Consider the following 25,815-nt stretch of genomic DNA (forward strand, 5'->3'; position numbering starts at 1 on the left):
ACCTCATTCAAAATATCGGGGATGTGAACGCGGGGGATGCCCGCATATATGTTCGTTACTCCAAGACCTCGTCCATGATCTTGACGCCCTTATCCATCTCCTCCTTGGTGATGGTCAGCGGCGGCAGGAGGCGCAGGCCCGGGCCGGCAGTGAGGACCAGCAGGCCGCTCTTCACCAGCTTGTTGGCCAGCTCCTTGTTGGTATAGCCCTCCTTGACCTCGATGCCGATCATGAGGCCCATGCCGCGGGTGGCGCCGATGCTCTTCTTGCCCAGAGCCTCGATCTGGGCACGCAGGTAAGCGCCCTTCTCCCTCACGCTGGCGATCAGATCGTCATCCAGGATGTCCAGCACGGTGAGGGCGGCGGCAGAGCAGATGGGGTTGCCGCCGAAGGTGGAGCCATGGGTCCCGGCGCCCATGACGTTCCGGCACTTCTCGTTCACCAGGAAGCCGCCCATGGGCAGGCCGCCGGCGATACCCTTGGCAAAGGACACGGCGTCAGGCTGGATGCCGTACTGCTGATAGGCGAAGAGGGAGCCGGTCCGGCCGATGCCGGTCTGGACCTCATCCACCAGCAGGAGCCAGTCCCGCTCGGCGCAGAGCTTGGCCAGGCCCTGGACGAACGCCTGCTCCATGGGGAGCACGCCGCCCTCGCCCTGGATCAGCTCCAGGAGCACGGCGCACACATCGTCGCCGCCCTCGGCCTCCACGCTGGCCAGGTCGTTGGCATCGGCGTAGCGGAAGCCCTCCATGAAGGGGTAGAAATACTGATGGAACACGTCCTGACCGGTGGCGGTCAGGGTGGTGATGGTCCGGCCATGGAAGGAGTTCTTCAGGGTCAGGATCGTGCTGCGGCCCTTGCCGTACTTGTCGGTGCTGTACTTGCGGGCCAGCTTGATGATGCCCTCGTTGCCCTCAGCGCCGGAGTTGCCGAAGAAGGCGGCGGCCATACCGGCCCGGCCGCACAGCTTGTCCGCCAGCTTGGCGTAGGGCTGGGCATAGAACAAGTTGGAGATATGGCCCAGTTTCAGGGCCTGTTCATAGATGGACCAGGCCCACTTCTCGTTGCCGTAGCCGATGGAGCAGACGCCGATGCCGGAGGTGAAGTCGATGTACTCCTTCCCCGCCAGATCCCAGAGGGTGGCGCCCTTGCCGTGGTCGATGTCCACATCATAGCGTCCATAGGTCTGGAGCGTATGGGCATGGTCCAGGGCTTTCAGTTCTTCAAAGGTCATCTCGACCGCCTCCTTACAGGATCATGGTACCGATGCCCTCGTCGGAGAGCATCTCGATGAGGATGGAATGGGGGATGCGGCCGTCCAGGATGTGGGTCCGCTCCACGCCGGAGCGCACAGCCTCTACACAGCACTCGATCTTGGGGATCATGCCGCCCTTGATGATGCCCTCCAGTTCCAGCTTGGGCACATCGGACAGGCCCACCACATGGATGAGGGTGCTCTCGTCCTTGGGGTCCCGCAGGACGCCCCGCACATCGGTGAGGAGGATCAGCTTCTCCGCCCCCAGGGCCACAGCCAGCTTAGCGGCGGCGGTGTCGGCGTTGATGTTGTAGGCGTTCTCCCCGTCGATGCCCTGGGCCACGGTGGAGACCACTGGGATGTAGCCATCCTTCAGACTGTCCTGGACCACACTGGGATCCACGGACACGATCTCGCCCACCAGGCCGTACTTCTTGTCCAGCTTTTTGGCCTGGAAGAGCCCGGCGTCCATGCCGCACAGGCCGATCGCCCGGCCGCCCCGGCGGTTCAGGGTGGCCACCAGGTTCTTGTTCACCTTGCCGCAGAGGACCTCCTGGACGATCTCCATGGTCTCCTCGTCGGTGTAGCGCAGACCGTCCACGAACTTGGACTCCTTGCCAATCTTCTGGAGCATCTCGTTGATCTCCGGTCCGCCGCCGTGGACCACCACCACCTGGATGCCCACCAGATGGAGCAGGATGATGTCGCTGATGACGGCCCGGCGGAGCTCCTCCGAAATCATGGCGTTCCCGCCGTACTTGACCACGATGGTCTTGCCGTAGAATTTCTGGATATAGGGCAGGGCCTCGGCCAGTACGGTGGCTCTGCTCACGATAGGATCAGACATGCTCGTTCTCCCCTCTCCGGATCAGGTACGGTAGTCGCCGTTGATCTTCACATAGTCATAGGTCAGATCGCAGCCCCAGCAGGTGGCCTGATGCTCGCCCTCGTGGAGATCGACATCGATGATGACCTCGTCCTGGGAGAGGATGCTCTTGGCGGCGGTCTCGTCAAAATCCACGGCCATGCCCTGATGGCAGACCAGCACCTCTCCCACGGCGGAGGCGAACTTCACGTCCACATACTCCGGACGGAAGGGTGCCTTGGAATAGCCCATGGCGCACAGGACCCGGCCCCAGTTGGCGTCGGTACCGAACATGGCGGCCTTCACCAGCGGGGAGCCCACCACGGACTTGGCCAGACGCTCAGCGCTCTCCTCGCTCCGGGCATCCCGGACGGTGCAGGTGATCAGGCGGCTGGCACCCTCGCCGTCCCCGGCGATGGCACGGGCCAGCTCCTCGCACACATGGCGCAGCGCCTTCTGGAACACAGTGTAGTCGTCATCCTTCCACTCGATCAGAGCGTTCTCCGCCATACCGTTGGCCAGGACCACACACATATCGTTGGTGGAGGTGTCACCGTCCACAGTGACCCGGTTGAAGGTCTTGGGCACGGTCTCATGGAGGGCGTCGGCCAGCAGCTCATGGGTGATGGCGCAGTCGGTGGTGATGAAGCAGAGCATGGTGCCCATGTTGGGATGGATCATGCCGGAACCCTTGGCGATGGCGCCCATGGTCACGGTCTTGCCGCCCACAGTGAAGGTGTAGGCCAGCTCCTTCTTGACCGTATCGGTGGTCATGATGGCATTGGCCGCCGCGTCGGAGCCCTCGGGACCGTCGGTGAGGCCGGCGGCCACCTGGGGGATCCCCTTCTCGATGGCGGCGATGTTGATGGTCTGGCCGATGACGCCGGTGGAGGCCACCACGAAGTCGGAGGCCTTCCGGCCAGTGGCGGCGGCGGCGTACTCGCTCATGAACTCGGCGTTCTCATGGCTCATGGGACAGCAGGCGTTGGCGTTGCCGCTGTTGGCCACCACGCCCCAGGCGGTGCCGTCCTCCAGATGGTCCATGGTCACATAGATGGGGGCGGCCTTCACCCGGTTCATGGTGTAGGTGCCCGCCGCGGTACACTCCCGCTCGGAGAGGATGATGGCCAGATCCTTCTTCTCCTGCCGCTTGCTCTTGACGCCGCAGTGGACGCCCCAGGCCTTGAATCCCTTCGCGGCTGTGACGCCGCCGGTGATCTGCTTCATATCGTTTCGCTCCTTCGTATCGTCCCGGTCCGTGCCGGGCCCGTATCCGGTCCGGAGCGGAGGGTCCCCCGCTCCGGGCATATGTCACTTTTGTTCGCCCAGGTCCAGACCGGTGGTCTCGTCCAGGCCCAGCATGATGTTCATGTTCTGCACGGCCGCGCCGGATGCGCCCTTGCCCAGATTGTCGAAGAGGGCGGTCACGATGGTCTGATCCTCATGGCCACAGACCACCAGCTCCAGCTTGTCGGTGCCGGCCATGGTGTTGGCCGCCAACATGGGGGCGTCCCCGCCCCAGCGGACGGACACCAGCTTCTGTCCCGCGTAGTAGGCGGACAGGATGTGATAGACCTCTTCAGCGGTGGGCTGGCCCACCAGATAGCGGTCGTAGAGCATGATCGTCGTGGCCATGCCCTTGTAGTAGTCGTCCACCACCGGGCAGAACACCGGAGGCTGGTCCAGTCCCGCGATCTTCTGCATCTCCGGGAGGTGCTTGTGGCGGAGGCTGGTGCCGTAGATGCGGGGACTGTAAAGGTCCTTCCCCTTCTCCTCTGCCTCATAGGCCGCGATCATCTTCTTGCCGCCGCCGGAGTAGCCGGTCAGGGAGAAGCAGGTCAGCGGGTAGTCCTTGGGCAGGATACGCATGGACACCAGCGGCGCCGCGGAGGACAGGAAGCCGGTGGCGTGGCAGCCGGGGTTGGCTACCCGCTTGGCGGTCCCGATGACCTCATAGGGCTTCTTATACAGCTCCGGGAAGCCGTAGACCCAGCCCTTCGCCGTCCGATGAGCGGTGGAGGCGTCGATCACTCGGGTGCGGTCGTTGTCGATGAGGGAGACCGCCTCTTTGGCCGCCGCGTCAGGCAGACACAGGAACACGATATCTGCCGCGTTGAGACATTCCTTCCGGGCGGCGGTGTCCTTGCGCTTGTCCTCGTCGATCAGCAGGAGCTGGATGTCGTCCCGCCTGCCCAGGCGCTCGTAGATCTGGAGACCGGTGGTCCCCTCTTTTCCATCTATGTAAACAATCGGTCTGCTCATTGTTTCCACCTCTGTATCTATGTCAAAAAGCCTCAGTCATCCATGGAGAGGAAGCCCTCGTCCGCGGCCACGTTGTAGAGCCCCCAGCCCGTCAGCGTATCGTCGTCGCCCCAGCCGTAGGAGGTCCAACTGGCGAACCCCTCCGGCATATCGGACTTTGGGGTCCCGGGCAGGTAGAGCAGGATCTCATCCGCATCGTCCAGACCATAGGGGCCGCTCCCCACATAGCGGACGCCGTCCTCGATGACCGCTTCCCCATCGGTCTCCTCCTGCTGGATGTCCTCCAGACGCATCGTATAGGTGTGGCCGTCCACCCGCTCCGGCTGGCTGAACCGCCCGGAGAAGGTGCAGATGTATACCGTCCCATCGGGATAGTCCTCCCCGGTATCCCCCATGTCCGTATCATGGTAGGATCCTGTGAAGGAGCCGTCCTCCGCCACATCCAGTTCCGTGCTCCAGGCGCCTACGCCGCTGGAGAACAGAAACGTCCGAGGAAAGAGCGCCTCCTCCGGGGCTTGACTGCTCTCGACTGCCATCGGCGTAGGGACCGGAGCCACGCTCTCTACCGGTGCAGGCATGTCAGCAGGCGTCTGGGCAGACGAAGCCGTCGGAGCTGCTGTCCCGCCGCACCCGGCCAGCAGGGACAGAGCCAAAGCCGCGGGTATGATGGCTTTTTTCATATACAACACTCCATCCGTTTCTTCGATACCCTTTATGGTACTGCGCCCGCGGATGGAATGCAACTATAAATTTCGCGCTCATCGGGCGCGGATGAACGTCTCCGGCTTACTTTCCTTCTCTCTCCGCCAAAAATGCCTTGACGTGGTCGATCTGCTTCTGCACGCTCTCCGCGGAGGGACCGCCGTAGACTTTTCTGCCGTTGACGCAGGTGTTCAGCTCCAGAGCCTTGTACACGTCCTCCTCGAAGATGGGAGAGACTGCCTTGAAGTCCTTCAGGGGAAGAGTGTCCAAAGTCTCCCCCGCCTTGATGCAGAAGTTGACCAGCTTGCCCACGATCATGTAGGCCTCCCGGAAGGGCATGCCTTTCTTCACCAGATAGTCGGCGCAGTCGGTGGCGTTGATGAAGCCGCCGGAGGCCGCGGCGCGCATGTTCTTCTCCTTGACGGTGAGGGTATCCAGCATCGCCGCGAACACGGGGATGCACAGCTCCACGGTGTCGATGGCGTCGAACACGGGCTCCTTGTCCTCCTGCATATCCTTGTTGTACGCCAGAGGCAGGCCCTTCATGACGGTCAGCAGCGTGATGAGAGAGCCGTACACCCGGCCGGTCTTGCCCCGGACCAGCTCGGCCACGTCGGGGTTCTTCTTCTGAGGCATGATGGAGGAGCCGGTGGAGTAGGCGTCATCCAGCTCCACATACTTGAACTCCCAGGAGCACCACAGCACGATCTCCTCGGAGAAGCGGGACAGGTGCATCATCAGGATGGAGCAGGCGGACAGGAACTCGATGGCGAAGTCACGGTCGGACACGGAATCCATGGAGTTGTCGGTGGGACACCGGAAACCGAGGGCCTCGGCGGTCTGGTACCGGTCCACCGGATAGGTGGAGGTAGCCAGCGCTCCGGCGCCCAGGGGGCACTCGTCCATCCGCTCCAGACAGTCCTCCAGACGGGTGATGTCCCGCTTGAGCATATTGGCATAGGCCATCATGTAGTGGGCGAAGGTGGTGGGCTGGGCCCGCTGGAGATGGGTATAGCCGGGCATGACGGTGTGGAGATTGGCCTCCGCCTTCTTCACCAGCACTTTCTCCAGGTCCTGGATCATGCCGATGATCACGGGGATCTCCTTCTTCACATAGAGCCGGAAGTCCACGGCCACCTGGTCGTTGCGGCTGCGGCCGGTGTGGAGGCGCTTTCCGGTCTGGCCGATGCGCTGGGTCAGCATGGACTCGATGTTCATGTGGATGTCCTCGTTCTCCATGGAGAACTCCACCTTGCCGTCCTCGATGTCGGCCAGGATCGCCTTGAGGCCGTCGATGATCTTCTCCGCCTCATGCTCCTCGATGATCCCGGTCTTGCCCAGCATGGCCGCATGGGCCATGGAGCCCTTGATGTCCTCCTGATACAGGCGGGCATCGAAAGAGATCGAAGAGTTGAAGTCGTTGACCAGCGTATCGGTCTCCTTCTGGAACCGTCCAGCCCAAAGTTTCATAACAAAAGCACCTCACCAAAGTTTCATAGGATGCGTAATGCAGAACGCAGAATGATGTGGCTCCATTCTGTATTCTGCATCACCGCACCCCGGATGATATCAGCCTCCCCGGCGGCCGGAGCCGCCGGGGGGACCTGCGATGTACGGGGATATTCGTTTTGCGGACCGCTTACTTCAGCTTGCCCTGCTCCCGGAGCGCCTGGACCGTGTCGGGCAGGCCCCACAGGTTGATGAAGCCGGTGGCGTCATCCTGGTTGTAGTCGCTCTCCTCGAAGGTCACCAGGTTCTCGGAGTACAGGGTCTCAGGAGAAGTGACGCCGGCGGTGACGATGTTGCCCTTATAGAGCTTCAGCTTCACGGTGCCGGTGACGTGCTCCTGGGTCTTGGTGACGAACGCGGACAGAGCCTCGCGCACGGGGGTGAACCACTTGCCGTTGTAGATCAGGTCGGCGAAGTCGATGGCCAGCTTCTGCTTCATGTGCTTGGTGTCCTTATCGACGGTGATCATCTCCAGCACCTCATGGGCCCGGTACAGGATGGTGCCGCCCGGAGTCTCATAGACGCCGCGGTCCTTCATGCCCACCAGCCGGTTCTCCACGATGTCCAGCAGGCCGATGCCGTTCTCGCCGCCCAGCTTGTTCAGCTTGCGGATGATGTCGCTGGCCTTCATCTTCTCGCCGTCGATGGCCACAGGCACGCCCTTGACGAAGTCCAGGGACACGTAGGTGGGTGCGTCGGGGGCGTTGGCGGGAGAGACGCTCATCTCCAGGAAGCCGGGCTTGTCGTACTGGGGCTCGTTGGCGGGGTCCTCCAGATCCAGACCCTCGTGGGACAGATGCCACAGGTTCTTGTCCTTGGAGTAGTTGGTCTCGCGGGAGATCTTCAGAGGCACGTTGTGGGCCTCGGCGTAGTCGATCTCCTCCTCGCGGCCCTTGATGGACCACTCTCTCCAGGGAGCGATGATCTTCATGTCAGGGGCAAAGCGCTTGATGCCCAGCTCGAACCGGACCTGGTCGTTGCCCTTGCCGGTGCAGCCGTGGCAGATGGCGTCAGCGCCCTCCTTCTTGGCGATCTCCACCAGCCGCTTGGCGATGATGGGACGGGCGAAGGCGGTGCCCAGCAGATAGTCCTCATACTTAGCGCCCATCTGCATGGAAGGGATGATGACATCGTCCACCATCTCATCGGTCAGATCCTCGATGTACAACTTGGAGGCGCCGGTCTTGAGGGCCTTCTCCTCCAGACCATCCAGCTCGTCGCCCTGGCCCACGTCAGCGGACACGGCGATGATCTCGGGATCGTCATAGTTCTCCTTCAGCCAGGGGATGATGATGGAAGTATCCAGGCCGCCGGAGTAAGCAAGGACCACTTTCTTGATGTCAGACATGATGATGACCTCCTAAAGTATATCGATCGGTTCGGCCAGCCGGCCGTTCTCTTGTCGTTGGGCTTAGTATACTCCCCTTCTCCGGTGATTGCAACTGTTATTTTGCATAATTATCCTTCTTTTTCCCGCTTCCGCCCGTCATTTTTTCATTATATTCATTATTCAGTGAATATTTACGGATATTTTCATGAATAATTCGTATACGTCCCGCAGATATGCATCCGCCGGCAGCCGCGTCCTGTCCCTCCGGCAAAGACGAGCCCGCGCGCCGGACGATCCGGCGCGCGGGCTCCGCGTCATCACATATGGAACCGCCGCCGGACCTCCTCCCGAAGGGAGGGCACCCGGCGGACCACGACGAGAGGGATCACCAGAGCTGTGCAGATCGTCAGGACCACCAGAGACCAGCCCGGTCCCCAGCTCCCGTACAGGAACCGGTCGATCAGCAGCTCCACGCCGAACAGGAACACGCCTATCGTGCCGATCAGTACGGTGACGGTGGTCAGGATCGAGCGTCTGCCGCTCCACAGGATCAGCCCCAGGAACAGCACACAGGCTCCGCCCCACAGGACGATCGGCAGGGCCAGACGCAGATACCAGCCCATCCCGTCCAGATCCAGCGCGATCAGGAAGAGGTAGACCGCCACCGCCCCAGTGTCCAGCACCAGCCGGGCCGCCAGCGGCATCCTCCGCAGGAGCAGAGGCGGCACCAGCCACAGCCACAGCATCAGCGCCGCCCCGATCACATAGAGGGACCAGGCCCGCGCCGGATGGAGGAACAGGTTCAGCACCCCACAGCACACCGCCGCCGAAGCCAGCATGGCGGTCAGGAGCAGGGCCAGCTCTCCCTTGGAGGCCGGCGGCACCTCCCGCCGCTCTGTTGGGAACGGCGGAGGCGAGGCCGTATCCACCGGCTGGCCCGGGTCCAGCACCGGGGTATGGCACAGGGGGCAGAAGGACGCCGTGGGATCCAGCTCCACGCCGCAGTGGACGCAGTATGACATAGGGAACACCTCTCGATATCAGAAGATCAGTTCGGACCGGACGGTCCGGTTGCTCTCCACCTTTATATGGATCCCCTCCCGGACCAGGAAGCGGAAGAACTCCCGCTCCGTGTCGGTCTCCTTCAGCGTCCCGGCGAAGGTGATGGCCATGGTGTCGCCGAAGCTGATGGAGGCGCAGTGGACCCGGGGCGCCGTGGCCTGCCCCAGCATGACCTCCATCCGCCGGATGTGGGGCGCCATCTCCTCCGGCACCTGGAAGGCCCCCGGATTGGTGTACGTCCCGGAGTAGGGCCGGGTCCCCGCCAGCCGGTAGCTCAGGGCCATGATCGGGTTCTTCATCCAGAGGGGGATCAGCTGGAGGAGCCGGTTGGTCTGGAAGCGCACATTGCCGGTCAGGATAGCCTGCATCTCCACCCGGTCGATGTGGAAGCGCATATAGTGGTGGACCCGGGACACGATCTCCGGAAACGTATAGTCCCCCAGGGCCGGATCGATGTAGGGGCGGACCGTGAGGATGAAGTTCCGCAGGGTCTCCGATGGGAACCAGTGCCGCAGGTCCACCGGGATCGCCAGAGCCACCTGTTTGGGCCGCCGGGGGCGCTCCCTGGCCTGGTTCTCCAGGATCACCTTCAGGAGCGCCGCGGTCAGATACTCCGTGATGGAAGCGCCGTAGGATCTGGCCTTGACCTTGAGCTGGTCCACCGACAGCAGGCCCATGGTCACGTTCAGCGTGTAGAAGGGCTCCGCCGTGCCTGTGTTCTGGAAGGCCTTCCGGCCCAGCTTCAGCCGCAGGGGCCGGCCCATCGCATAGCGGGCGTAGGCGTCCTCCAGCTCCTCCCGGCGGGGCGGCTCGTGGATGTCCAGCACCCCGTGTCCACTGGGGACCGGATGGCCCATCTCCCCCAGATACACCGCCAGCAGGGTCCGGAAGAACACCAGGGCCCCTCCCCCATCGGACAGGGCGTGGAACACCTCCAGCGAGATCCGGTGTCCATAATAGTAGAAGCGGATCAGCCAGCCCCCGTCCTCCCGGAAGCGCACCGGCTGGCAGGGGTTGGCGATGTCCGGCTTCACGAAAGGGCCCGGGGACGGATTGGGCTCCAGATAGTACCAGAAGGCCCCCCGCCGGATCCGTACGGCGAAGCCCGGGAACCGGGGCATGGTCTTGTCCACCGCCCGCTGGAGGGCCTCCGGGTCCACCTTCTCCTCCATCACCGCCGAGAAACGATAGATCGCGGAGTACTGCTCCTTCTGGAGGGCGGAATAGAGGACGCCCGCGTTGTCCAGCCGGTACCACTCCCGGCGCTTCTGCTCTGCCATGGCATACCCCCTCCTTTCCCTTCACTGGTCTGGTCGTCCTCTGCATTCTACCATCTTTTCCCGTCGGCTACAAGGGCATCTCCCCGAACGCTCCCACTTGCGCCCCGGATCACGGTATGGTAAGATGGGACGACCGATCCGCCCCGTCCCGCACACAGGAGGTGCCCCGATGAAGAGACCGCAGGATGACCCGTCCGCCAAAGCAGAGGCCAAGCGTCTCGCCCCCATGATGAAGGCTCTGAAGGCCATCCACTCCGCCGCGTCGCCGGAGTCCATGTCCCCGGACGATCTGGAGCGCCAGCGCAAGGGGCAGGAGCTTTTGGGCCGCCTGGTCACTCCCATGGTGGGCATGAGCTGGGAGCCCTTCGACCTCTCCGGCATGGCCGCCGCCTGGGTCCGGCCCGACCGGGGCCACGACCGGCGGCACGCCGTCCTGTACTGCCACGGCGGCGGCTATACCAGCGGCAATCTGGGCTATTCCCGGCCCATCGCGTCCAAGCTGGCCGGCGTCACCGGCTTCGAGGTCCTGTCCTTCGAGTACCGGCTGGCCCCGGAACACCCCTATCCCGCCGCGGTGGAGGACGCACTGAAGGCATGGGACTACCTGATGTATCTGGGCTACGGCGCCCGGGACATCGTGGTGGCCGGCGACTCCGCCGGGGGCAATCTGGCCCTGGTACTGGCCCACCGGCTGAAGGCCACCGGACGCCGCCTCCCCGGCGCCCTGATCCTCATGTCCCCCTGGACCGACATGACCGCCAGCGGACGCTCCTATCAGGAGCGGGCCGAGCTGGATCCCTCCCTGACCCAAGACTATATCCAGGCGGTCCGAGCCGCTTACGCAGGCGGCGAGGACTGGACCGCCCCCGGCCTCTCCCCCCTCTTCGGCGACCTGCGTGGCTTTCCGCCGGTGCTGATCCAGGCCGGTACCAACGAGATCCTCCTCTCCGACTCTGTGCGTCTCCGGGACCGTCTGGTGGCTGCGGGCGTCCCCTGCCGTCTGGAGGTGTGGCGCGGGATGTGGCACGTGTTCCAGATGTTCCCCATCAAGCGGGCCTCCGAGGCCATGGACAGCATCGGCCGCTTCCTGCTGGAACAGCTGTGCATTTGACGCCGCGGCACAGCGTGAAGGACAGGGTGGATAAGGATCGGCTGACAGCGCCGCTCTGGAACGAGATACCGCGTCCCCATCCCGAACGTCGGGCGGGGACGCGGTATCCTTTTCTCACAGACACCGGCGGTAGGTCCTCGTGATCTTTCTCAGGCGGTCGGACACGTCCCGGTTGAACGCGGCCTCCCGTACCCGCCAGCTCCAGTTCTGGGGACCCATGGTGCCGGGGGCGTTCATCCGGGCGTCGGCCCCCAGGCCCAGCAGGTCCTGCATGGGCACGATGGCCAGCCGGGCCGGAGAGGCCCAGGCCCCGCATACAGCGCCCCAGCCGAACCCCTCGTCCTCCCGAAGCCGGAGGTAGTCGAAGGCGTAGTCCCGCTCCGCTGGACTGGCCTCGTCGAAGAGCCACTGGACGAAGGTGGGCGTGTCATGGGTGCCGGTGTAGATCACCGACTCCGGTGGACAGTTATGGGGCAGATAAGCGCTCTCCCCCACCGGGTCGAAGGCGTAGATCAGGATCTTCATGCCGGGCAGGCCGCTTCCGGCGATGAAAGCCCTAGCATCCGCGTCCAGATCCCCCAAGTCCTCCGCGATCAGCTCCAGACCGGGGACCTGCTCCAGCAGACGGACCAGCTCCATGCCCGGTCCCGGCTCCCAGTGGCCCTCCTTCGCGGAGGCAGCCCCCAGCGGGATCGACCAGTATGTGTGGAACGCCCGGAAATGGTCGATCCGCACCATGTCGTACAACCGGGCCATGTGTTCCCCCCGGCGTTTCCACCAGGTATAGCCAGTGGCGCGGTGGCGGTCCCAGTCATAGAGGGGATTGCCCCAGTGCTGGCCCTCATCGGTGAAGGCGTCCGGCGGGACGCCCGCCACGGCGGTGGGATGGCCCTCCTCATCCAGCTGGAAGAGCTCCGGCTCCGCCCACACCTCCGCCGAGTCCGGAGAGACGTAGATAGGCAGGTCCCCCAGGATCCGGATGCCCTTCCCATTGGCATAGGCTTTCAGGGCGGTCCACTGCCGGAAGAACAGGAACTGGAGGAAGGCGTGACCGCCCATCTCCTCCGCCAGTCCCCGCCGCAGGGCCTCCAGCGTCTCAGGCCGGCGGCGGATCTCCTCCGGCCAGTCCTTCCGCTCCGCGCCCCCCAGCTTTTCCCGGACGGCCATGAAGAGGGCGTAGTCCGGGAGCCAGTCGGACTCCTGCTCCCAGAAGGCCTCCAGCTCGGTCCGGAAGCGGGCCTTCCCCCGGCCCCATGCCTTTCGGAGCAGAGCGGGACGGGTCCGGTGGAGCCAGGCATAGTCCACCCGGTCCGGATCCGGCCAGCGAGCCTCCTCCAGCTCCCGTTCTGTCAGGAGGCCCTCCCGGGCCAACTCCTCCAGATCCAGGAGGAAGGGGTCCCCCGCGAAGGAGGAAGGGGACATATAGGGCGAGTCCCCGCCGCCCGGGGGCACCAGAGGCAGGATCTGCCAGTAAGACTGCCCCGCGTCAGACAGGAAGTCCACGAAACGGCGGGCTTTCTCCCCCAGGCTCCCGATCCCATATCCTCCGGGAAGGGCGGTGACCGGGAGGAGGACGCCGCTGGAACGATGAGCGAGCATACGTTGGCCTCCTTGAATGGCAGAGATCTCTCTGCCGTCTTCTCGCTCTCATTATAGTGTCCGGGCCGTCCGGGTGTCAAGGCGATGCCGGGCCGCCGGCCTCCGTCCGCAGGACCAGCTCCTCCCCGGACACCGTGAGACGGGCGGCGCCCCCCGCGCTCAGCGCTCCGGTCAGGACCGCCTCGGCGGCCGGATCCTCCACCCGGCTTTGAACTGCCCGCCGGAGGGGCCGGGCCCCGTGCTCCGGGTCGAAGCCCAGATCCGCCAGCCGGTCCAGCGCGGCCTCCTCCACCGTCAGGCCGATGCCCAGCGCGGACAGGCGTTCCCCCACGTCCTCCAGCATCCGGCCGGCGATGGCCCGCAGCTCTGGGCGCTCCAGCTGACGGAACACCACGATCTCATCCAGCCGGTTCAGGAACTCCGGGCGGAACACCCTTTTCAGCTCTCCCATCACCGCCTGCCGGAGCTGGTCATGGGAGCGGACCGTCCCCCGTTCCCCGGCAGAGAAGCCCAGAGGTCCGCTCCGGCCCGCTAGCTTGGCTGCCCCTACATTGGAGGTCATGACCACCACCGCGTTCCGCAGATCGGCTCTCCGGCCCTGACTGTCCGTGACGGCGCCGTCCTCCGTGATCTGGAGCAGCAGATCCCATACCTCCTCGTGGGCCTTCTCCAGCTCGTCGAAGAGGATCACGGAATAGGGCCGGCGGCGCACCGCTTCGGTGAGCTGTCCGCCCTCCTCGTGGCCCACATACCCCGGCGGAGACCCGATCAGCCGGGAGACCGTGTGCCGCTCTTTGTACTCCGACATATCGAAGCGGATCAGAGCCTCCTCCGTGCCGAAAAGGGCGGCAGCCAGGGCCCGGCACAGCTCTGTCTTTCCCACGCCGGTGGGCCCCAAAAACAGGAAGGATCCTGCCGGACGCCCCGGTTCCTTGAGGCCCACTCTCCCCCGGCGCACCGCCCGGGCCACGGCACGGACGGCTTCATCCTGACCGATCACCCGCCGGTGGAGCTCCTCCTCCAGATGGAGGAGCCGGTCCCGCTCCCCTCGGGTGAGGGCCGTCAACGGGATCCCCGTCCACCGGGACAGGACCTGCGCCACGTCCTCCGCTCCTACGGTCTCCGGCCGCCGCGCGCTGGCCCAGCGGCTTCTGGCCCGGTCCAGCTCCTGCCGGAAGTCCCGTTCCGCGTCCCGGAGCATCGCGGCCCCCTCGAAATCCTGTCCCCGGATGGCCGCCTCTTTCTCCCGGCGGGCCTCCGCCGCCCGGGCCTCCAGCGCCCGGAGCCCCGCCGGGATCCGGGCCCGGTCCAGCCGGACGCAGGCGGCGGCCTCATCCATCAGGTCGATCGCCTTGTCTGGCAGACGGCGGTCCGGCAGATAGCGCTGGGAGAGCCGCACCGCCGCCTCCAGCGCGTCGTCCCCGATCCGGAGCCGGTGGTGGGCCTCATACCGATTCTTCACGCCCCGGAGGATCGCCAGCGCGGTATCCGGATCCGGCTCCTCCACCAGCACCGGCTGGAAGCGCCGCTCCAGCGCCGGGTCCTTCTCGATATAGCGGCGGTACTCCCCGGTGGTGGTGGCCCCGATCACCTGGAGCTCACCCCGGCCCAGCGCGGGCTTGAGGATGTTGGCCGCGTCGATGGCCCCCTCGGCGGAGCCCGCCCCCACGATGGTATGGAGCTCGTCGATGAAGAGGATCACGTTTCCCGCCCGGACCACCTCGGCCAGGATGTTCTTCACCCGCTCTTCGAACTCTCCCCGATATTTGGTCCCGGCCACCATGGAGGACAGGTCCAGCGCGAAGAGCCGCTTATCGGCCAGCTCCTCCGGCACGTCTCCGGAGGCCATCCGGCGGGCCAGCCCCTCCACTACGGCGGTCTTGCCCACGCCCGGCTCCCCGATCAGGGCCGGGTCGTTCTTCCGGCGGCGGGAGAGGATCTGGATCACCCGCTCGATCTCCCGGTCCCGGCCCACCACCGGGTCCAGACGGCCCTCCGCCGCCAGCCGCCCCATGTCCCGGCCGAACTGTTCCAGGAGCTTGAGCTCTCCGGAGGAGCGCTCCGTCTCCCCTCTGGCCCGACCGCTCCCCCGGAAGGGCGGCGGGAGCGGGTCCCCCATGGCGGCCGTCACGTCGGCCAGGAGCCGCTGGGGGTCCTGGCCGCAGGTCTCCAGCACCCGGACGGCCGCCCCCTCGCCCTCAGCGAGCAGTCCGAAGAGGAGATGCTCCGTTCCGGTGGCCTGCTTCTGTTCCGCCGCCCGGGCAGCGGAGCGCTCGATGATGTTCCGGCAGCGGGGCGTCAGGCCCTGGAAGGGGGCCGTCCCCGGCAGTCCGGCCCCCACCGCCCGCACCACCGTCTCCCGGAGGCGGTCCCCCTCCAATCCGGCGGCGGTCAGGATCCGGGCGGCAGATCCCTCCCCCTCCCGCAGGAGCCCCAGCAGGAGATGCTCACTGCCCACATAGCCATGGCCCATCTCGGCGGCACTCTCCTGGGCCAGCCGAAGGGCTGTCTGGGCCCGGCGGGTGAAGTCCGTCCCTTCCATGTGTCCACCTCGTTCCAAGCGGCCCCGAACGAAGCCGTCCTTTCGTCTGATCATCTTCATCGCAGATCGATCCCACTCCTTGCCGCAGTGACGCGTCGGCCTCTGTCCGTCAGTCATAACTAGCAATTCTTTCCAGTAGATCGTACAGATCTCGGCCGATCCAGCACCTAAAAATATACCCAAGTCTCCCGCAATTTAGCATTGCATTTTTGAAAAGTTGTGTTACAATGTGAGTAGTTTAAGTTTGGAGGTGTTACCTATGGCATATGTTATCAGCAGTGACTGCGTGAGCTGCGGCTCCTGCGCTGGTGCCTGCCCCGTGAGCGCGATCGCTCAGGGCGACGAGCACTATGAGATCGACGCCAGCTCCTGCATCGAGTGCGGCACCTGCGCTGACACCTGCCCCGTCGGCGCCATCTCTCAGGGCTGATCAGTACTCCCGCGAGAAAAGGTAGAGGACAGAGGACCGCTCCGGCGGTCCTCTGTTTTTTTGCGCCGCATGGTTTACAGCCGCCCTCCCGTCCTGTATACTGATAAGTATGAGTTAGGAGGGCGGTACCATGAAAGAGCTGAAGGGGCGCGATCTGTTTCTGATCGGATGCACACTGTTCACCATGTTCTTCGGCGCGGGCAACCTGATCTTCCCGCCGGCCATCGCCGCGCAGGCCGGCGCTATGACCTGGTGGGCCGTGATCGGTCTGACCGTCAGCGCGGTGGGACTGCCGGTGCTCGGCGTAGTGGCTGTCGCCCGTTCCGGCGGCATGGACGCGCTGTGCGGCCGGGTCCATCCTCTCTTCGCCAAGGTGTTCACCGTGACCGCCTATCTGGCCATCGGGCCCTGTCTGGCCATCCCCCGCACCGCCAGCACCTCCTTCGAGATGGCCGTGCCCCCCTTCGCCGGGGCGGACGCGCCGATGGCCCTGTTCCAGTTCCTCTATTCGGCGGCCTTTTTCGCCCTGGCCCTTCTGGTCGCCCTGCGGCCGGAGAAGCTCACCGACCGGCTGGGCAAGATCATGTGTCCCCTGCTGATCCTGCTGGTGGTCGTCACCTTCGCCGCCTGTCTGGCCGACCCGCTCCAGGGCTATGGTCCCGCCGGAGCTGGATATGAGTCGCCCGGGAAGGCGGTCATCACCGGCTTCCTACGGGGCTACCAGACCATGGATGTCATCGCCGCCCTGGCCTTCGGCATCGTCATCAGCCTGAACATCCAGGCCCGGGGCATCGCGCCGGAGCGGGCCGTGGTCCGGGGCACTATCCGGGCCGGCGCGATCGCCGGCGTCCTGCTTTTCCTGATCTATGCCATGCTGGCCCATATCGGCGCCCTGTCCGGCGGGGCCTTCCCGGACCCGGACAATGGAGCCGCGGCCCTGACCAACATCGTCCACGCCCTCTTCGGCCGGCGGGGCGATCTCCTGCTGGCGGCGATCTTCGTCATCGCCTGCTTCAACGTGTGCGTAGGCCTGATCTGCTCCTGCGGCGAGTATTTCGCGGAGCTCTGTCCCAAGATCCCCTATCGGGGCTGGGCCATCCTCTTCGCCATCGCGAGCATGGCTCTGGCCAACGCAGGCCTGGATCAGATCTTGGCTCTCTCCGTACCGGCGCTCAACATCATCTACCCGGTGGCGATCACGCTGAGCCTCCTCTCCCTCTTCCAGTCCCGGCTGGTGGGGAGGGACCAGGTCTGGCCGATCGTCATCCTCTTCACTGGTGCGGCCAGCATCCTGCTGGAGCTGCTGGGCCTGCTGGCCCCCGCTCTGCTGGACCGGATCCCGCTGGCCTCTCTGGGACTTGGCTGGGTCCTCCCCGCCCTGCTGGGCCTCATCGCCGGTCTGCTGGCCTCCCGGAAGGCCGGGCGCTGACCCTTTTCCCAAAAATGCTTTGAAAAAGGAGCTCTTTCCATGCATCACGAACACGACGGACACCGCTGCGGATGCGGCCATGACCACGACCATGGACACCATCATCACGAGGGATGCGGTTGCGCGCACGAGCACCCGCACCACCACGGCCGCCATGACGGCGCACTGACCCCCGCCATGGAGGACTTCCTCCATCTCCTCTCCCACCACAAATATCTGCCTATGGCCCGTTTTTTGGTGGAGAGCAGCAAGGAGGAGGACTTCTGCTCCGTGGCCCTGGCCCCGGTCTTCCTCCGCTCCCCGGACGAGGACCTGGCTTCCGTGAAAATGACCGCTTCCCTCCTGCTCGATCTGGAGGAAATGTCATATTTGACCTTGGACTATGACTATCCTCTTGACAATTACTCATATGAAGAGTATAAAAAATCTGAGCTCTTTGCCTATTTCTGTCGAACGGTCGAGGAGGCCGGCCATCGGGAAGGTTTCCTCGGGGACACTCCAGTCCTGGAGCTGGGCAGCATAGCGCTCGTAGAGAAGTGAGATCGAAAGGACGGATACACTCCATGGAACAGCTCATCCTGAACGCCGTCGTCGTGACGGTAGACCCTCAGCGCCGCGTCCTCTGGGACGGGGCTGTCCTGGTGCGGGACGACCGCATCGCCGACATCGGCTCCACCGCGGACCTGAAGGCCAAATATCCCTCTCCTGACCGGACTATCGACGCCGGAGGAAAAGTCCTCTTCCCCGGCTTCATCAACAACCATACCCACCTGTTCCAGACCCTGCTGAAGGGCATCGGCGATGACATGGAGCTGAGCGACTGGCTCTCCCACATGATGTTCCCCGCCGCCGTCTATCTGGAGCCGGAGGATACCTATCACGCGGCCATGCTGGGCCTGTCCGAGGCCCTCCACAGCGGCGTCACCACTACCGTGGACTATATGCACTGCCACAGCAAGCCCGGCCTGACCGACGGCATCTGCAAGGCTGTGAAGGACCTGGGCGTCCGCGGCATCGTGGGCCGCGGCACCATGGACACCGGCGTAGAGTACGGCACCTGTGCCGACCTGTGCGAGAAGGTCGCCGACGTGGAGGCCGACCTGCACCGCCTGTTCAAAACTTATCACGACACGGAGAACGGCCGCCTGAAGATCTGGGCCGCCCCCTCCTCCATGTGGTCCAACTCTGACGAGATGCTGAAGATGCAGTGGAGAGTGGTCAACGAGTACGGCTCCGGCTTCACCGTCCACATCTCCGAGACCGAGTACGCCCGTATGGCCACCGAGTGGGTCCACGGCTGCAACGATGTGGATCTGCTCAAGAAGCTGGGCATCCTCGGCCCCAACGTGCTGATGGTCCACTGCTGCTGGATCAACGATCAGGACATCGCCCTCATCAAGGAGCACGATATGAAGGTCTCCCACGACGCCTGTGCCAATATGTATCTGGCCGACGGCGTGGCCCCCCTGCCCGAGATGCTGAAGGCCGGCGTCACCGTGGGCCTGGGCCTGGACGGCGCCGCCAGCAACAACTCTCAGGACATGATCGAGCTGATGAAGTGTACCGCTCTCCTGCACAAGAACAACAAGCTGGACCCCATGGCGATCACCGCCGAGAAGGTCCTGGAGATGGCCACCATCGACGGCGCCCGCTCCATCGGCCTGGACAACGAGATCGGTTCCATCGAGGTGGGCAAGAAGGCCGACCTGGTGTTCTTCGATCCCGCCGCCAGCCAGAAGTCCACTCCCATGCACAACCCCGTCTCCACCCTGGTGTACTCCTCCGGGATGCAGAACATCGTGGGCGTCATGGTGGACGGCAAGATGCTGATGGAGGACGGCAGGCTCCTCACCGCCAGCGATGCCGACATCATCGCCAATGGCCAGCGCACGGCCGACGCCATCTGCTGCCGCGGCAAGATCACCAACCGCCGCGAGGGCCACAAGTGGGAGAGCTTCAAGGAGAAGAAGGCCGAGAACTAAAGCCTCCCCTTCCTCTGTTTTGATAAGACATAAAAGATGCCGCTCCGGCCGGAGCGGCATTCTTTTATGCCTGATATAGGACTGGCCCCCGCCCCGGATACGATCCGGGGCGGGGGCCGAACTGTTCATCGGTCATCCGTCAGACTGATGTCTGAGGATCCCTCAGTCCTTCCAGTCAGGCGCGGCGGTCAGCTTCGTCCAGGTCTCGTGGATCTCGCCCTTCCGCTGGAAATCGTGGCTGTTGGTGGCCTCTTGGACCGCCAGATGATACCAGGCGCCGGCGGGATTGTCGGGCCAGACGGTCATGCCGTCCAGCAGGTCCTCCGCCGTCTCCGGCATCCGGCACAGCACATGGTTTATCAGCGTCATGGCCTCGGCCCGGGTGATGAGGTCATCCGGGCGGAAGGTCCCATCGGAGCCGCTGTTGATCCAGCCCAGAGAGGCGGCCCGGACGATCTCGCTCTCCGCCCAGTGGCCGGAGATGTCCGTGAAAGCCGTCTGGCTCCCCTCCACCGTGCTGGTGTCGAAGCGGGCGCAGATCGCGGCGAACTCCGCCCGGGTGATCGCGGCGTCGGGGTCGAAGCTCGCCGCACTGCGGCCCTTGATCACGCCCAGCCGTGCCATAGTGGAGACCGCCGTATTGCACCAGTCCCCGGTGACCACGTCCTGGAAGCTGTTCCAGGCGGTCTCGTTCGCATCCCGGACCTCGCTCGTGAGGAGCCGGTAGAAGATGGCCGCCGTCTCGGCCCGGCTGATGTTGGCCAGAGGCCGTACTGTTCCATCGGAGTAGCCCACCACATAGGCGAAGTGGTCGTCTCCGTTCAGGCCGCTGGGCACCTGAGTGGCCTTCCAGCCGGCGTAGACGGTCCAGTTCCGGGTCATCTTGAGCTCGGTGACCTTCTTGGTCAGGTCCTTGTCGGTGTACCAGCCAGTGAAGGTATAGCCGTCCCGGATGGGCAGCTTATCCAGCTTCACAGTGGTGGACTCCCGATAGCGCTCCTTCTCATACTCGGTGCCGCCGTTGGACACATAGGTCAGATCGTAGCGGTCCGGCCGGTCATCGTCCCGGTCAGAGCCGGAGGGACGGGTGGTGGGTCGAGGGGTAGGCGTCGGTGTGGGGGTCGGTGTGGGAGTAGGAGTAGGCGTGGGCGTCGGAGTCGGAGTCGGGGTCGGGGTCGGAGTGGGCTCCGGGTCCTTATCCCCCACGACGGCCACGAAATACAGGGTCGCCTGATCGTCCACCCAGTCCTCAGGGGTGGTCATCCGATCCAGCTCGGCGTACCCATAGGCGGTGTCCACCTTCAGGCAGACGCCCGTCTCCACCACATAGATCTGTTCCCAGCCCTTCAGCTCCTGACCAGTCGGCAGAGGCTTCAGGAGCGCCTCGTCCGGGGTGGTGATGGTCTTGGCATCATCGTCCGAGGTCAGGGAGGCGGTGTAGACCTCCTCCATCTTCCCCATCTCCCCGGTCTCATAGAAGACAGTGGTGATGGTCTTTCGCGCTTCCTCCACCTTTTCGAAGGTATAGGTATAGGTGGCGTAGTCGTTCTGGGGGCGGGTCATAGCCTCTTCATCGTCCCAGGAGCCGCCCTGCCAGCCCTCAGCGGCCACAGGGTCAGGGATCTCCTTGGTGCCCATGGTAGCGCCCTTCCGGACGACGACCCGGCGGGTGGTCGAGCCATCCTCGAAGGTACCGCCGATCACCTGGAAGGTGATCAGCACGGTCTCCACATCCTCACCGGAGCCGCACTTCACCTTAAAGGTGTCGATGCTTGTGGCGGCGGGGGCCTCCCAACGCTCCTTCGCTTCGTTCCAGGTCAGGTCATACTTCACATCGGCGATGGTGATGGGATGGTCGGTACCGGTCTCCTTGTTGTAGGCCATGGCGTACACATAGCCGTACATGGTCACTTCGCAGGTATAGGTACCATTCTTCTCTTCGACTTCGCCGATCTCATAGCTGTCCGGCAGGATACCGAAGGACTTCCTCTCATGGCCGGAGCCCTCGGTGACGCACTCCACCACATAGCTGGTGGCCAGTTCCGTGTCCACAGGGGGTCTGGGGGCCTCTTTCTTGGGGAAGGTATAGATATAGGTCACATTCTCCGTCAGCGGGGTCTTCGTGTCCGGTTCCTTATTCCAGCTGCCAGGGGCAGTCGCTCCATCCGCAGGTGTCATACCATACGGTACCTTCGTAGCGGGCAGAGTCTCGCCTTCCGTCAGGGTCACGGTCTTATCGTCGCTGGTATCATCGGACCAGGTGCCGTTCACGATCTTGAAGGTGACGGTGATGGTCTTGGCAGGGGGCTCCGCATCGAAGGTGTAGGTATAGGTGGTGTCCTTGGTCAGCGCCGTATCGGCCTTTGGCTCCACCTTCCACTTACCGGTGGTCTGGGCGTAGCCTTTCTCCGCCGTCATGCCAGAGGGGATCTGGCCGTCGGTCAGCTTGCCGTCCAGCACTGTCACGGCTTTGTCGGTGCTCGTTCCATCCGCCCACTTACCGTACTTGATCTGGAAGGTGGCGGTCCAGGCGGTCAGGCCCACGCTGGGAGACTCGTCCAGCAGGGTGCTGGTATCCCGACCGTCCTTCTTGTAGCCGGTCAGACCAGCCTTGCTGTCGGCAGTATCATTGGTGGGATAGATGTTGGTGCCGGACTGCCAGCCGGTATAGCTGGTATCAGGCTTGATGGGGATGGTGACGATCAGCTTCTTGCCGGAGTAGGTCGTCTCTCCATCTTCCGTTTTCGTGGTGACGGCGTTGGCGCTGTGATCGAAGCCGGTGACGGTCACCGTTTTGCCGTTCTTAAAGGCCGTCAGGCCTGCATCTTTCGGCTCGTCCCAAGAATAGTTTCCATCCGTATCCTTGCCCGTGACATCTGCGGTCTGCACGGTCACGTCCCCATCCCCAAACTGGAAGTACTCGGACAGGGTATCGGTGAGGACCGTCTTAGCACCGGCCTCCACGGTGTTCCCGGTGATCTCATTCGAGATCGTCTCGAACACGTTCCGGAGCTCCGCCGCGTCGGCGGCGGTCATGTAGTAGGCGCCATTTCCAGCAGGGTCCCCATACTTATCCATGCTCTCCGCCCCAGGGTAGTTGGAGGACACATAGTTCATGTAGCTGGTCGTGTCTTTGCCCGGATTGCCGCCGAACACGCCTACCGTGAACACCTTGGTCCCGGCAGCCTTCATGCCCTTGGCGGCCTTGATCGCCGCATTTGCGACTTCATTTTCAAATTGGTCCCCGCTGGTGGGTACGCCGTCCGTGAACATCACGACGACCTTGCCGACGTTCTCATCCTCACGGCCTTTTCCCGTGAGCTGACTTTGGGCCAGCTCCATGCCCTTATCAGACTGGGTAGCGCCTGCCGGTCCGAGGGCATCGACCGCATCCTTCAGTGCTTTCTGGCCGGTCTTGGCGTTGGTCAGCTCCTTCACGACCTGGGAGTAGTTGTAGGTGTATATCATATCCCGGTAGGTATCGCTGCCGACTTTATCCGTCTTTTTTCCGGCGAACTTCACGATGCTGATATCATGTTCCACCGTGTCCGTGGCCTTGCCCGCCACGCTGTCGATGAAGCCCTTGACCGCCGTTTTCAGGGCCGCCAGCTTCTTCTCCGTGGTCTTGACGTACAGAGTCCCAGTATAGGCCGTGTCAGAGGAACTCTTGACCTTATCGCCCAGCTGCTTCCACTGCCTCCCCTGGCCAGTCCAGTACCACAGGTAGTAGTCCGGATCGGACCATCCATCCTTTCCCGTCCGGACCTGACGATAAACGTTATCGCTGATCTGATAGTAATATTCCTTACCTCTGACGTCATCATAGCTCCACGTCGTCTTGTTGGAGACGGCCGTATAGCTGGTGATGTTCTCGTCCATGGACCCGGACACGTCCAGTACCAACACGATGTCCAGCGGCTTCGTGCCGGAGGTGACGGTCACGTCCTTCGTCACATAGGCCTCCATGGTGAGGGCATAGTCCCCATTCTCATCCTGGGAGACCGATTTCGTGATATGGACCGGTCCGTCATCCTTGATGACGTCACGCACGGCCTGAGACGCAGGCGTCTCGTCCGTGGCCGCCGCCAGGGGCGCCGGTGTCATGGTCAGCAGCATACTCAGAGAAAGCGCCGCTGACAGCAAGCGTTTTTTCATGTTCCTTCCTCCTTGTTTCGGTATTCCACGTGAGATCTGCGGCCCGGGGACATCTCCGCCGGACGGCCGGCCGCGCCGCCGTCTGCGGGTGGTTCATAGGGCGCTCACCCCCTTTCCGCCGTGGCTCTCCCAGCCCACGAGTTGCTGTTCCCGCTCCAGCATCCGGTCGTAGCTCCGCTCCACCAGGATGGAGATGTCCTCCCAGATGCCGTCCCGGGTGCTCTGGCAGAGCTTCCGCAGACAGCGGGGCGTGGCCTTCTCCGGGTCCACCCGGGCGTCCCGGCACAGGGTCTGGATCGCGGCGGTCACATGGGAGCGGTTCATGGGCCGTCCGCTCCGGGTGATGAACACGGGGCCGCTCAGCACCCCTTCCCGCTGGATATAATCCACCAGCTCTGCCTGGAGGCAGGCCGGGATCCTCCGTTCCACGCCGGCGGCGGACACCCGGCCCGCCGCCACGGCCTCCGCGGTCAGCAGAGGCAGGTCCAGCAGGTTCAGCCCCAGCACGCCGAACACCTTGATCAGCAGATAGGGCTTCTCCCGTTCCAGCGCCTTGGCCGTGGAGAGGAGCCGCAGGTATTCCCGCCGCTCCAGCTCCGGCTGGACAGCGCTCTCCCCTTTCAGCCGACTGTCGATCTGGAGCTCCCGGTGGCCGTGATGCTCCAGATAGGTGTTGGCCGCGGCCAGATAGCTGTTCACCGTGCCCGGCGTATAGCCGTCCTCCAGCAGGGCCCGCTGGATCCGCTCCAGGGTCCCCCGCCGGATCCGCTCCCCCTCCGGGAGCAGGCGGCAGATCTTGTTCAGGCTCCGCCGGTAGGTCCGGATGGTCTCTTCCGTGCGGCCCTTCTCCTCCAGGTCCCGCAGGAACGCCTCGATCCGCTCCGGAGAGAGGGCGACGCCGCCGGTCTCCGCTGGACGCTCCGCTATAGCCTGTCCTACTGACATCTCGATCCCTCCAGTCACCAAATCAACATTTCGACGTAAAAGGCCGCCGGAAGGACGGCTGTGGCCCCGTTACATATCCTTATTTTAACAGGATCTATATGGAAATGCAAGGAGGATCTGATCCTCAGGGCATACGGAGACAGACCGCAAAAAAAGACGATTTTTTGCGGCCCGGCTTTTTGCGGCCTTTCGGCCCCGGGGACGGGGACGGAGGGCCGCTTTTTTTATCCCGGCGATCTCTGCCTGAACGTGCCGATATCGGTCATATACCGAAAAAATCGGACGTCATCGACGGAAAAAGTGCCTATGAAACTTCGAATATCCATATCCTGGAAATCATAGACTATACAGACGGTACAGGCCGGGCCGGGTCCGGTCCCATGCCGCCCGGGCCCATAGTACGAGCGAGACCGGGACGAAATGTTGATTTGGTCCGCCTCTAGGACACCAGCTCCAGACGGTCCAGCTGTCTGGCATGCTCCCGTCCAGAGCCGATCAGGTAGATCCGGGTGGTCTCGATGCTGGAGTGGCCCAGCACATCGGCCAACTTCACGATGTCCCGGCTGGCCCGGTAGAACGTGGCGGCGAACAGGTGCCGCAGGTTATGGGGGAACACCCGGCTGGGCTCCACCCCCGCGTGACGGCACAGGCCCTTCATCTCCGCCCAGATCTGGCGGCGTCCCAAGCGTTTCCCGCTTCCGGTGAGGAATATCTCGCCGGAAGCGGTCTTTTGTTTTTTGGCGTATTTCAGGAGCTTGCGGCAGAGCTTCCCCGGCAGGAGGATCGTGCGGACCTTGCCCTTCAGCACGATCTCCGCACGGCCCTCCCGGGCGGCCTCTACCGGGATATAGCGGGCCTCGCTCACCCGGATCCCGGCGGAGCAGAGGGTCTCCATCACCAGAGCCAGCCGCTCCCGGCCCAGGGCCCGGGCGGTCTCCACCAGACGCCGGTATCCGGCCCGGTCCAGCTCCCGGCCGGGCTCCCGGAACATCCGCCGCTGGATGCGCAGGTAGTGGACCCGGCAGTCCGTCCATCCCAGCCAGGCGAACAGGCTGTGGACCGCCGCCAGCATGGAATTGACCGTCACGGCGGCATGGCCCTCCTCCCGGAGCTGGTCCTTCCAGCGGGACACCGCCTCCCGGTCCACCGGCCGGCCGCCCAGCCATCCGTAGAACCGTTCCGTATCCCGCAGATATTTCTCGATGGTACCGGGGCTGCGTTCCTCCCGGTGCAGATAAGCGCGGAACCCTGTCATCTGAACACGCGTCAGCTGATGCATCTCCATGATCGAACTCCTTGTCTTATTGTGCGGACCATATCGTCCGCCGGTGGCGGGTGCTGTCATCGTAGTATGGCA

General features: G+C 64.0%; 19 protein-coding genes. 5 read left to right on the top strand and 14 right to left on the bottom strand.

Annotated features, from left to right (window positions below; genetic code table 11):
- Positions 1-55: 55 nt before the first annotated feature.
- From KQI12_RS04930 to KQI12_RS04970, 9 genes are all read right to left on the bottom strand, one after another.
- Positions 56-1,234 (bottom strand): aspartate aminotransferase family protein, encoded by a 1,179-nt coding sequence (locus tag KQI12_RS04930; RefSeq protein WP_216571013.1) that lies wholly within the window; start codon positions 1,232-1,234, stop codon positions 56-58.
- Positions 1,235-1,247: 13 nt separating this feature from the next.
- A complete protein-coding gene (gene argB, locus KQI12_RS04935) occupies positions 1,248-2,102 on the bottom strand; it encodes an acetylglutamate kinase (protein ID WP_216571014.1) in 855 nt (284 codons plus the stop codon).
- Positions 2,103-2,123: 21 nt separating this feature from the next.
- The gene (argJ, locus tag KQI12_RS04940) at positions 2,124-3,347 is read right to left on the bottom strand and encodes a bifunctional ornithine acetyltransferase/N-acetylglutamate synthase (protein ID WP_216571015.1); all 1,224 of its coding nucleotides are present in this window, start codon (positions 3,345-3,347) and stop codon (positions 2,124-2,126) included.
- An 84-nt stretch (positions 3,348-3,431) separates the two neighbouring features.
- Positions 3,432-4,382 carry an N-acetyl-gamma-glutamyl-phosphate reductase gene (gene argC / locus KQI12_RS04945; protein WP_216571016.1) on the bottom strand — a complete coding sequence of 317 codons (951 nt, stop codon included), beginning with the start codon at positions 4,380-4,382 and terminating at the stop codon, positions 3,432-3,434.
- Positions 4,383-4,414: 32 nt separating this feature from the next.
- A complete protein-coding gene (locus KQI12_RS04950; protein WP_216571017.1) occupies positions 4,415-5,062 on the bottom strand; it encodes a hypothetical protein in 648 nt (215 codons plus the stop codon).
- 106 nt (positions 5,063-5,168) lie between these two features.
- Positions 5,169-6,554 carry an argininosuccinate lyase gene (argH, locus tag KQI12_RS04955; protein ID WP_216571018.1) on the bottom strand — a complete coding sequence of 462 codons (1,386 nt, stop codon included), beginning with the start codon at positions 6,552-6,554 and terminating at the stop codon, positions 5,169-5,171.
- Between the two features lie 169 nt (positions 6,555-6,723).
- Entirely contained in the window at positions 6,724-7,941 is a 1,218-nt protein-coding gene (locus tag KQI12_RS04960; RefSeq protein WP_216571019.1) for an argininosuccinate synthase, read from the bottom strand.
- A gap of 299 nt (positions 7,942-8,240) precedes the next feature.
- Complete coding sequence (locus KQI12_RS04965; RefSeq protein ID WP_216571021.1) at positions 8,241-8,945, bottom strand: DUF6320 domain-containing protein; 705 nt, start codon at positions 8,943-8,945, stop codon at positions 8,241-8,243.
- Positions 8,946-8,963: 18 nt separating this feature from the next.
- Entirely contained in the window at positions 8,964-10,265 is a 1,302-nt protein-coding gene (locus tag KQI12_RS04970) for a hypothetical protein (protein ID WP_216571023.1), read from the bottom strand.
- 169 nt (positions 10,266-10,434) lie between these two features.
- Here KQI12_RS04970 and KQI12_RS04975 point away from each other — a divergent pair, with 169 nt between their 5' ends.
- Entirely contained in the window at positions 10,435-11,376 is a 942-nt protein-coding gene (locus tag KQI12_RS04975; protein ID WP_216571025.1) for an alpha/beta hydrolase, read from the top strand.
- Between the two features lie 114 nt (positions 11,377-11,490).
- Here KQI12_RS04975 and malQ read toward each other — a convergent pair whose 3' ends face one another.
- Together malQ and KQI12_RS04985 are read right to left on the bottom strand one after the other, a co-directional pair.
- Positions 11,491-12,975: a 4-alpha-glucanotransferase gene (malQ, locus tag KQI12_RS04980; protein WP_216571027.1), complete on the bottom strand. Its 1,485-nt coding sequence runs from the start codon at positions 12,973-12,975 to the stop codon at positions 11,491-11,493.
- A gap of 76 nt (positions 12,976-13,051) precedes the next feature.
- Positions 13,052-15,517, bottom strand: a complete 2,466-nt coding sequence (locus KQI12_RS04985) for an ATP-dependent Clp protease ATP-binding subunit (protein WP_216571029.1) — start codon at positions 15,515-15,517, stop codon at positions 13,052-13,054.
- 259 nt (positions 15,518-15,776) lie between these two features.
- On the opposite strand from KQI12_RS04985, the gene KQI12_RS04990 reads away from it, so the two are divergent.
- The 4 genes from KQI12_RS04990 (at position 15,777) to KQI12_RS05010 (ending at position 19,358) form a co-directional block, all read left to right on the top strand.
- Complete coding sequence (locus KQI12_RS04990; protein WP_216571031.1) at positions 15,777-15,947, top strand: DUF362 domain-containing protein; 171 nt, start codon at positions 15,777-15,779, stop codon at positions 15,945-15,947.
- Positions 15,948-16,077: 130 nt separating this feature from the next.
- Entirely contained in the window at positions 16,078-17,376 is a 1,299-nt protein-coding gene (brnQ, locus tag KQI12_RS04995; RefSeq protein ID WP_216571033.1) for a branched-chain amino acid transport system II carrier protein, read from the top strand.
- Between the two features lie 39 nt (positions 17,377-17,415).
- Positions 17,416-17,916, top strand: a complete 501-nt coding sequence (locus tag KQI12_RS05005; protein WP_253290809.1) for a hypothetical protein — start codon at positions 17,416-17,418, stop codon at positions 17,914-17,916.
- Between the two features lie 23 nt (positions 17,917-17,939).
- The gene (locus tag KQI12_RS05010) at positions 17,940-19,358 is read left to right on the top strand and encodes an amidohydrolase family protein (RefSeq protein ID WP_216571035.1); all 1,419 of its coding nucleotides are present in this window, start codon (positions 17,940-17,942) and stop codon (positions 19,356-19,358) included.
- A 162-nt stretch (positions 19,359-19,520) separates the two neighbouring features.
- Here KQI12_RS05010 and KQI12_RS05015 read toward each other — a convergent pair whose 3' ends face one another.
- From KQI12_RS05015 to KQI12_RS05025, 3 genes are all read right to left on the bottom strand, one after another.
- Entirely contained in the window at positions 19,521-23,513 is a 3,993-nt protein-coding gene (locus KQI12_RS05015; RefSeq protein WP_216571037.1) for an S-layer homology domain-containing protein, read from the bottom strand.
- Between the two features lie 93 nt (positions 23,514-23,606).
- Entirely contained in the window at positions 23,607-24,458 is an 852-nt protein-coding gene (locus KQI12_RS05020; RefSeq protein WP_216571039.1) for a site-specific integrase, read from the bottom strand.
- Between the two features lie 439 nt (positions 24,459-24,897).
- Positions 24,898-25,743, bottom strand: coding sequence for a tyrosine-type recombinase/integrase (locus KQI12_RS05025; protein WP_216571041.1), 846 nt, complete (start codon positions 25,741-25,743; stop codon positions 24,898-24,900).
- Positions 25,744-25,815: the final 72 nt, after the last annotated feature.

Origin of the sequence: Pseudoflavonifractor sp. MSJ-37, from assembly GCF_018917965.1 — a bacterium.
Taxonomy (GTDB): domain Bacteria; phylum Bacillota; class Clostridia; order Oscillospirales; family Oscillospiraceae; genus Pseudoflavonifractor_A.

Excerpts from the sequence above, each read along its gene's own strand:
- KQI12_RS04930 (WP_216571013.1), bottom strand. The coding sequence starts at position 1,234 with ATGACCTTTGAAGAACTGAAAGCCCTGGACCATGCCCATACGCTCCAG.
- argB (WP_216571014.1), bottom strand. The coding sequence starts at position 2,102 with ATGTCTGATCCTATCGTGAGCAGAGCCACCGTACTGGCCGAGGCCCTG.
- argJ (WP_216571015.1), bottom strand. The coding sequence starts at position 3,347 with ATGAAGCAGATCACCGGCGGCGTCACAGCCGCGAAGGGATTCAAGGCC.
- argC (WP_216571016.1), bottom strand. The coding sequence starts at position 4,382 with ATGAGCAGACCGATTGTTTACATAGATGGAAAAGAGGGGACCACCGGT.
- KQI12_RS04950 (WP_216571017.1), bottom strand. The coding sequence starts at position 5,062 with ATGAAAAAAGCCATCATACCCGCGGCTTTGGCTCTGTCCCTGCTGGCC.
- argH (WP_216571018.1), bottom strand. The coding sequence starts at position 6,554 with ATGAAACTTTGGGCTGGACGGTTCCAGAAGGAGACCGATACGCTGGTC.
- KQI12_RS04960 (WP_216571019.1), bottom strand. The coding sequence starts at position 7,941 with ATGTCTGACATCAAGAAAGTGGTCCTTGCTTACTCCGGCGGCCTGGAT.
- KQI12_RS04965 (WP_216571021.1), bottom strand. The coding sequence starts at position 8,945 with ATGTCATACTGCGTCCACTGCGGCGTGGAGCTGGATCCCACGGCGTCC.
- KQI12_RS04970 (WP_216571023.1), bottom strand. The coding sequence starts at position 10,265 with ATGGCAGAGCAGAAGCGCCGGGAGTGGTACCGGCTGGACAACGCGGGC.
- KQI12_RS04975 (WP_216571025.1), top strand. The coding sequence starts at position 10,435 with ATGAAGAGACCGCAGGATGACCCGTCCGCCAAAGCAGAGGCCAAGCGT.
- malQ (WP_216571027.1), bottom strand. The coding sequence starts at position 12,975 with ATGCTCGCTCATCGTTCCAGCGGCGTCCTCCTCCCGGTCACCGCCCTT.
- KQI12_RS04985 (WP_216571029.1), bottom strand. The coding sequence starts at position 15,517 with ATGGAAGGGACGGACTTCACCCGCCGGGCCCAGACAGCCCTTCGGCTG.
- KQI12_RS04990 (WP_216571031.1), top strand. The coding sequence starts at position 15,777 with ATGGCATATGTTATCAGCAGTGACTGCGTGAGCTGCGGCTCCTGCGCT.
- brnQ (WP_216571033.1), top strand. The coding sequence starts at position 16,078 with ATGAAAGAGCTGAAGGGGCGCGATCTGTTTCTGATCGGATGCACACTG.
- KQI12_RS05005 (WP_253290809.1), top strand. The coding sequence starts at position 17,416 with ATGCATCACGAACACGACGGACACCGCTGCGGATGCGGCCATGACCAC.
- KQI12_RS05010 (WP_216571035.1), top strand. The coding sequence starts at position 17,940 with ATGGAACAGCTCATCCTGAACGCCGTCGTCGTGACGGTAGACCCTCAG.
- KQI12_RS05015 (WP_216571037.1), bottom strand. The coding sequence starts at position 23,513 with ATGAAAAAACGCTTGCTGTCAGCGGCGCTTTCTCTGAGTATGCTGCTG.
- KQI12_RS05020 (WP_216571039.1), bottom strand. The coding sequence starts at position 24,458 with ATGTCAGTAGGACAGGCTATAGCGGAGCGTCCAGCGGAGACCGGCGGC.
- KQI12_RS05025 (WP_216571041.1), bottom strand. The coding sequence starts at position 25,743 with ATGGAGATGCATCAGCTGACGCGTGTTCAGATGACAGGGTTCCGCGCT.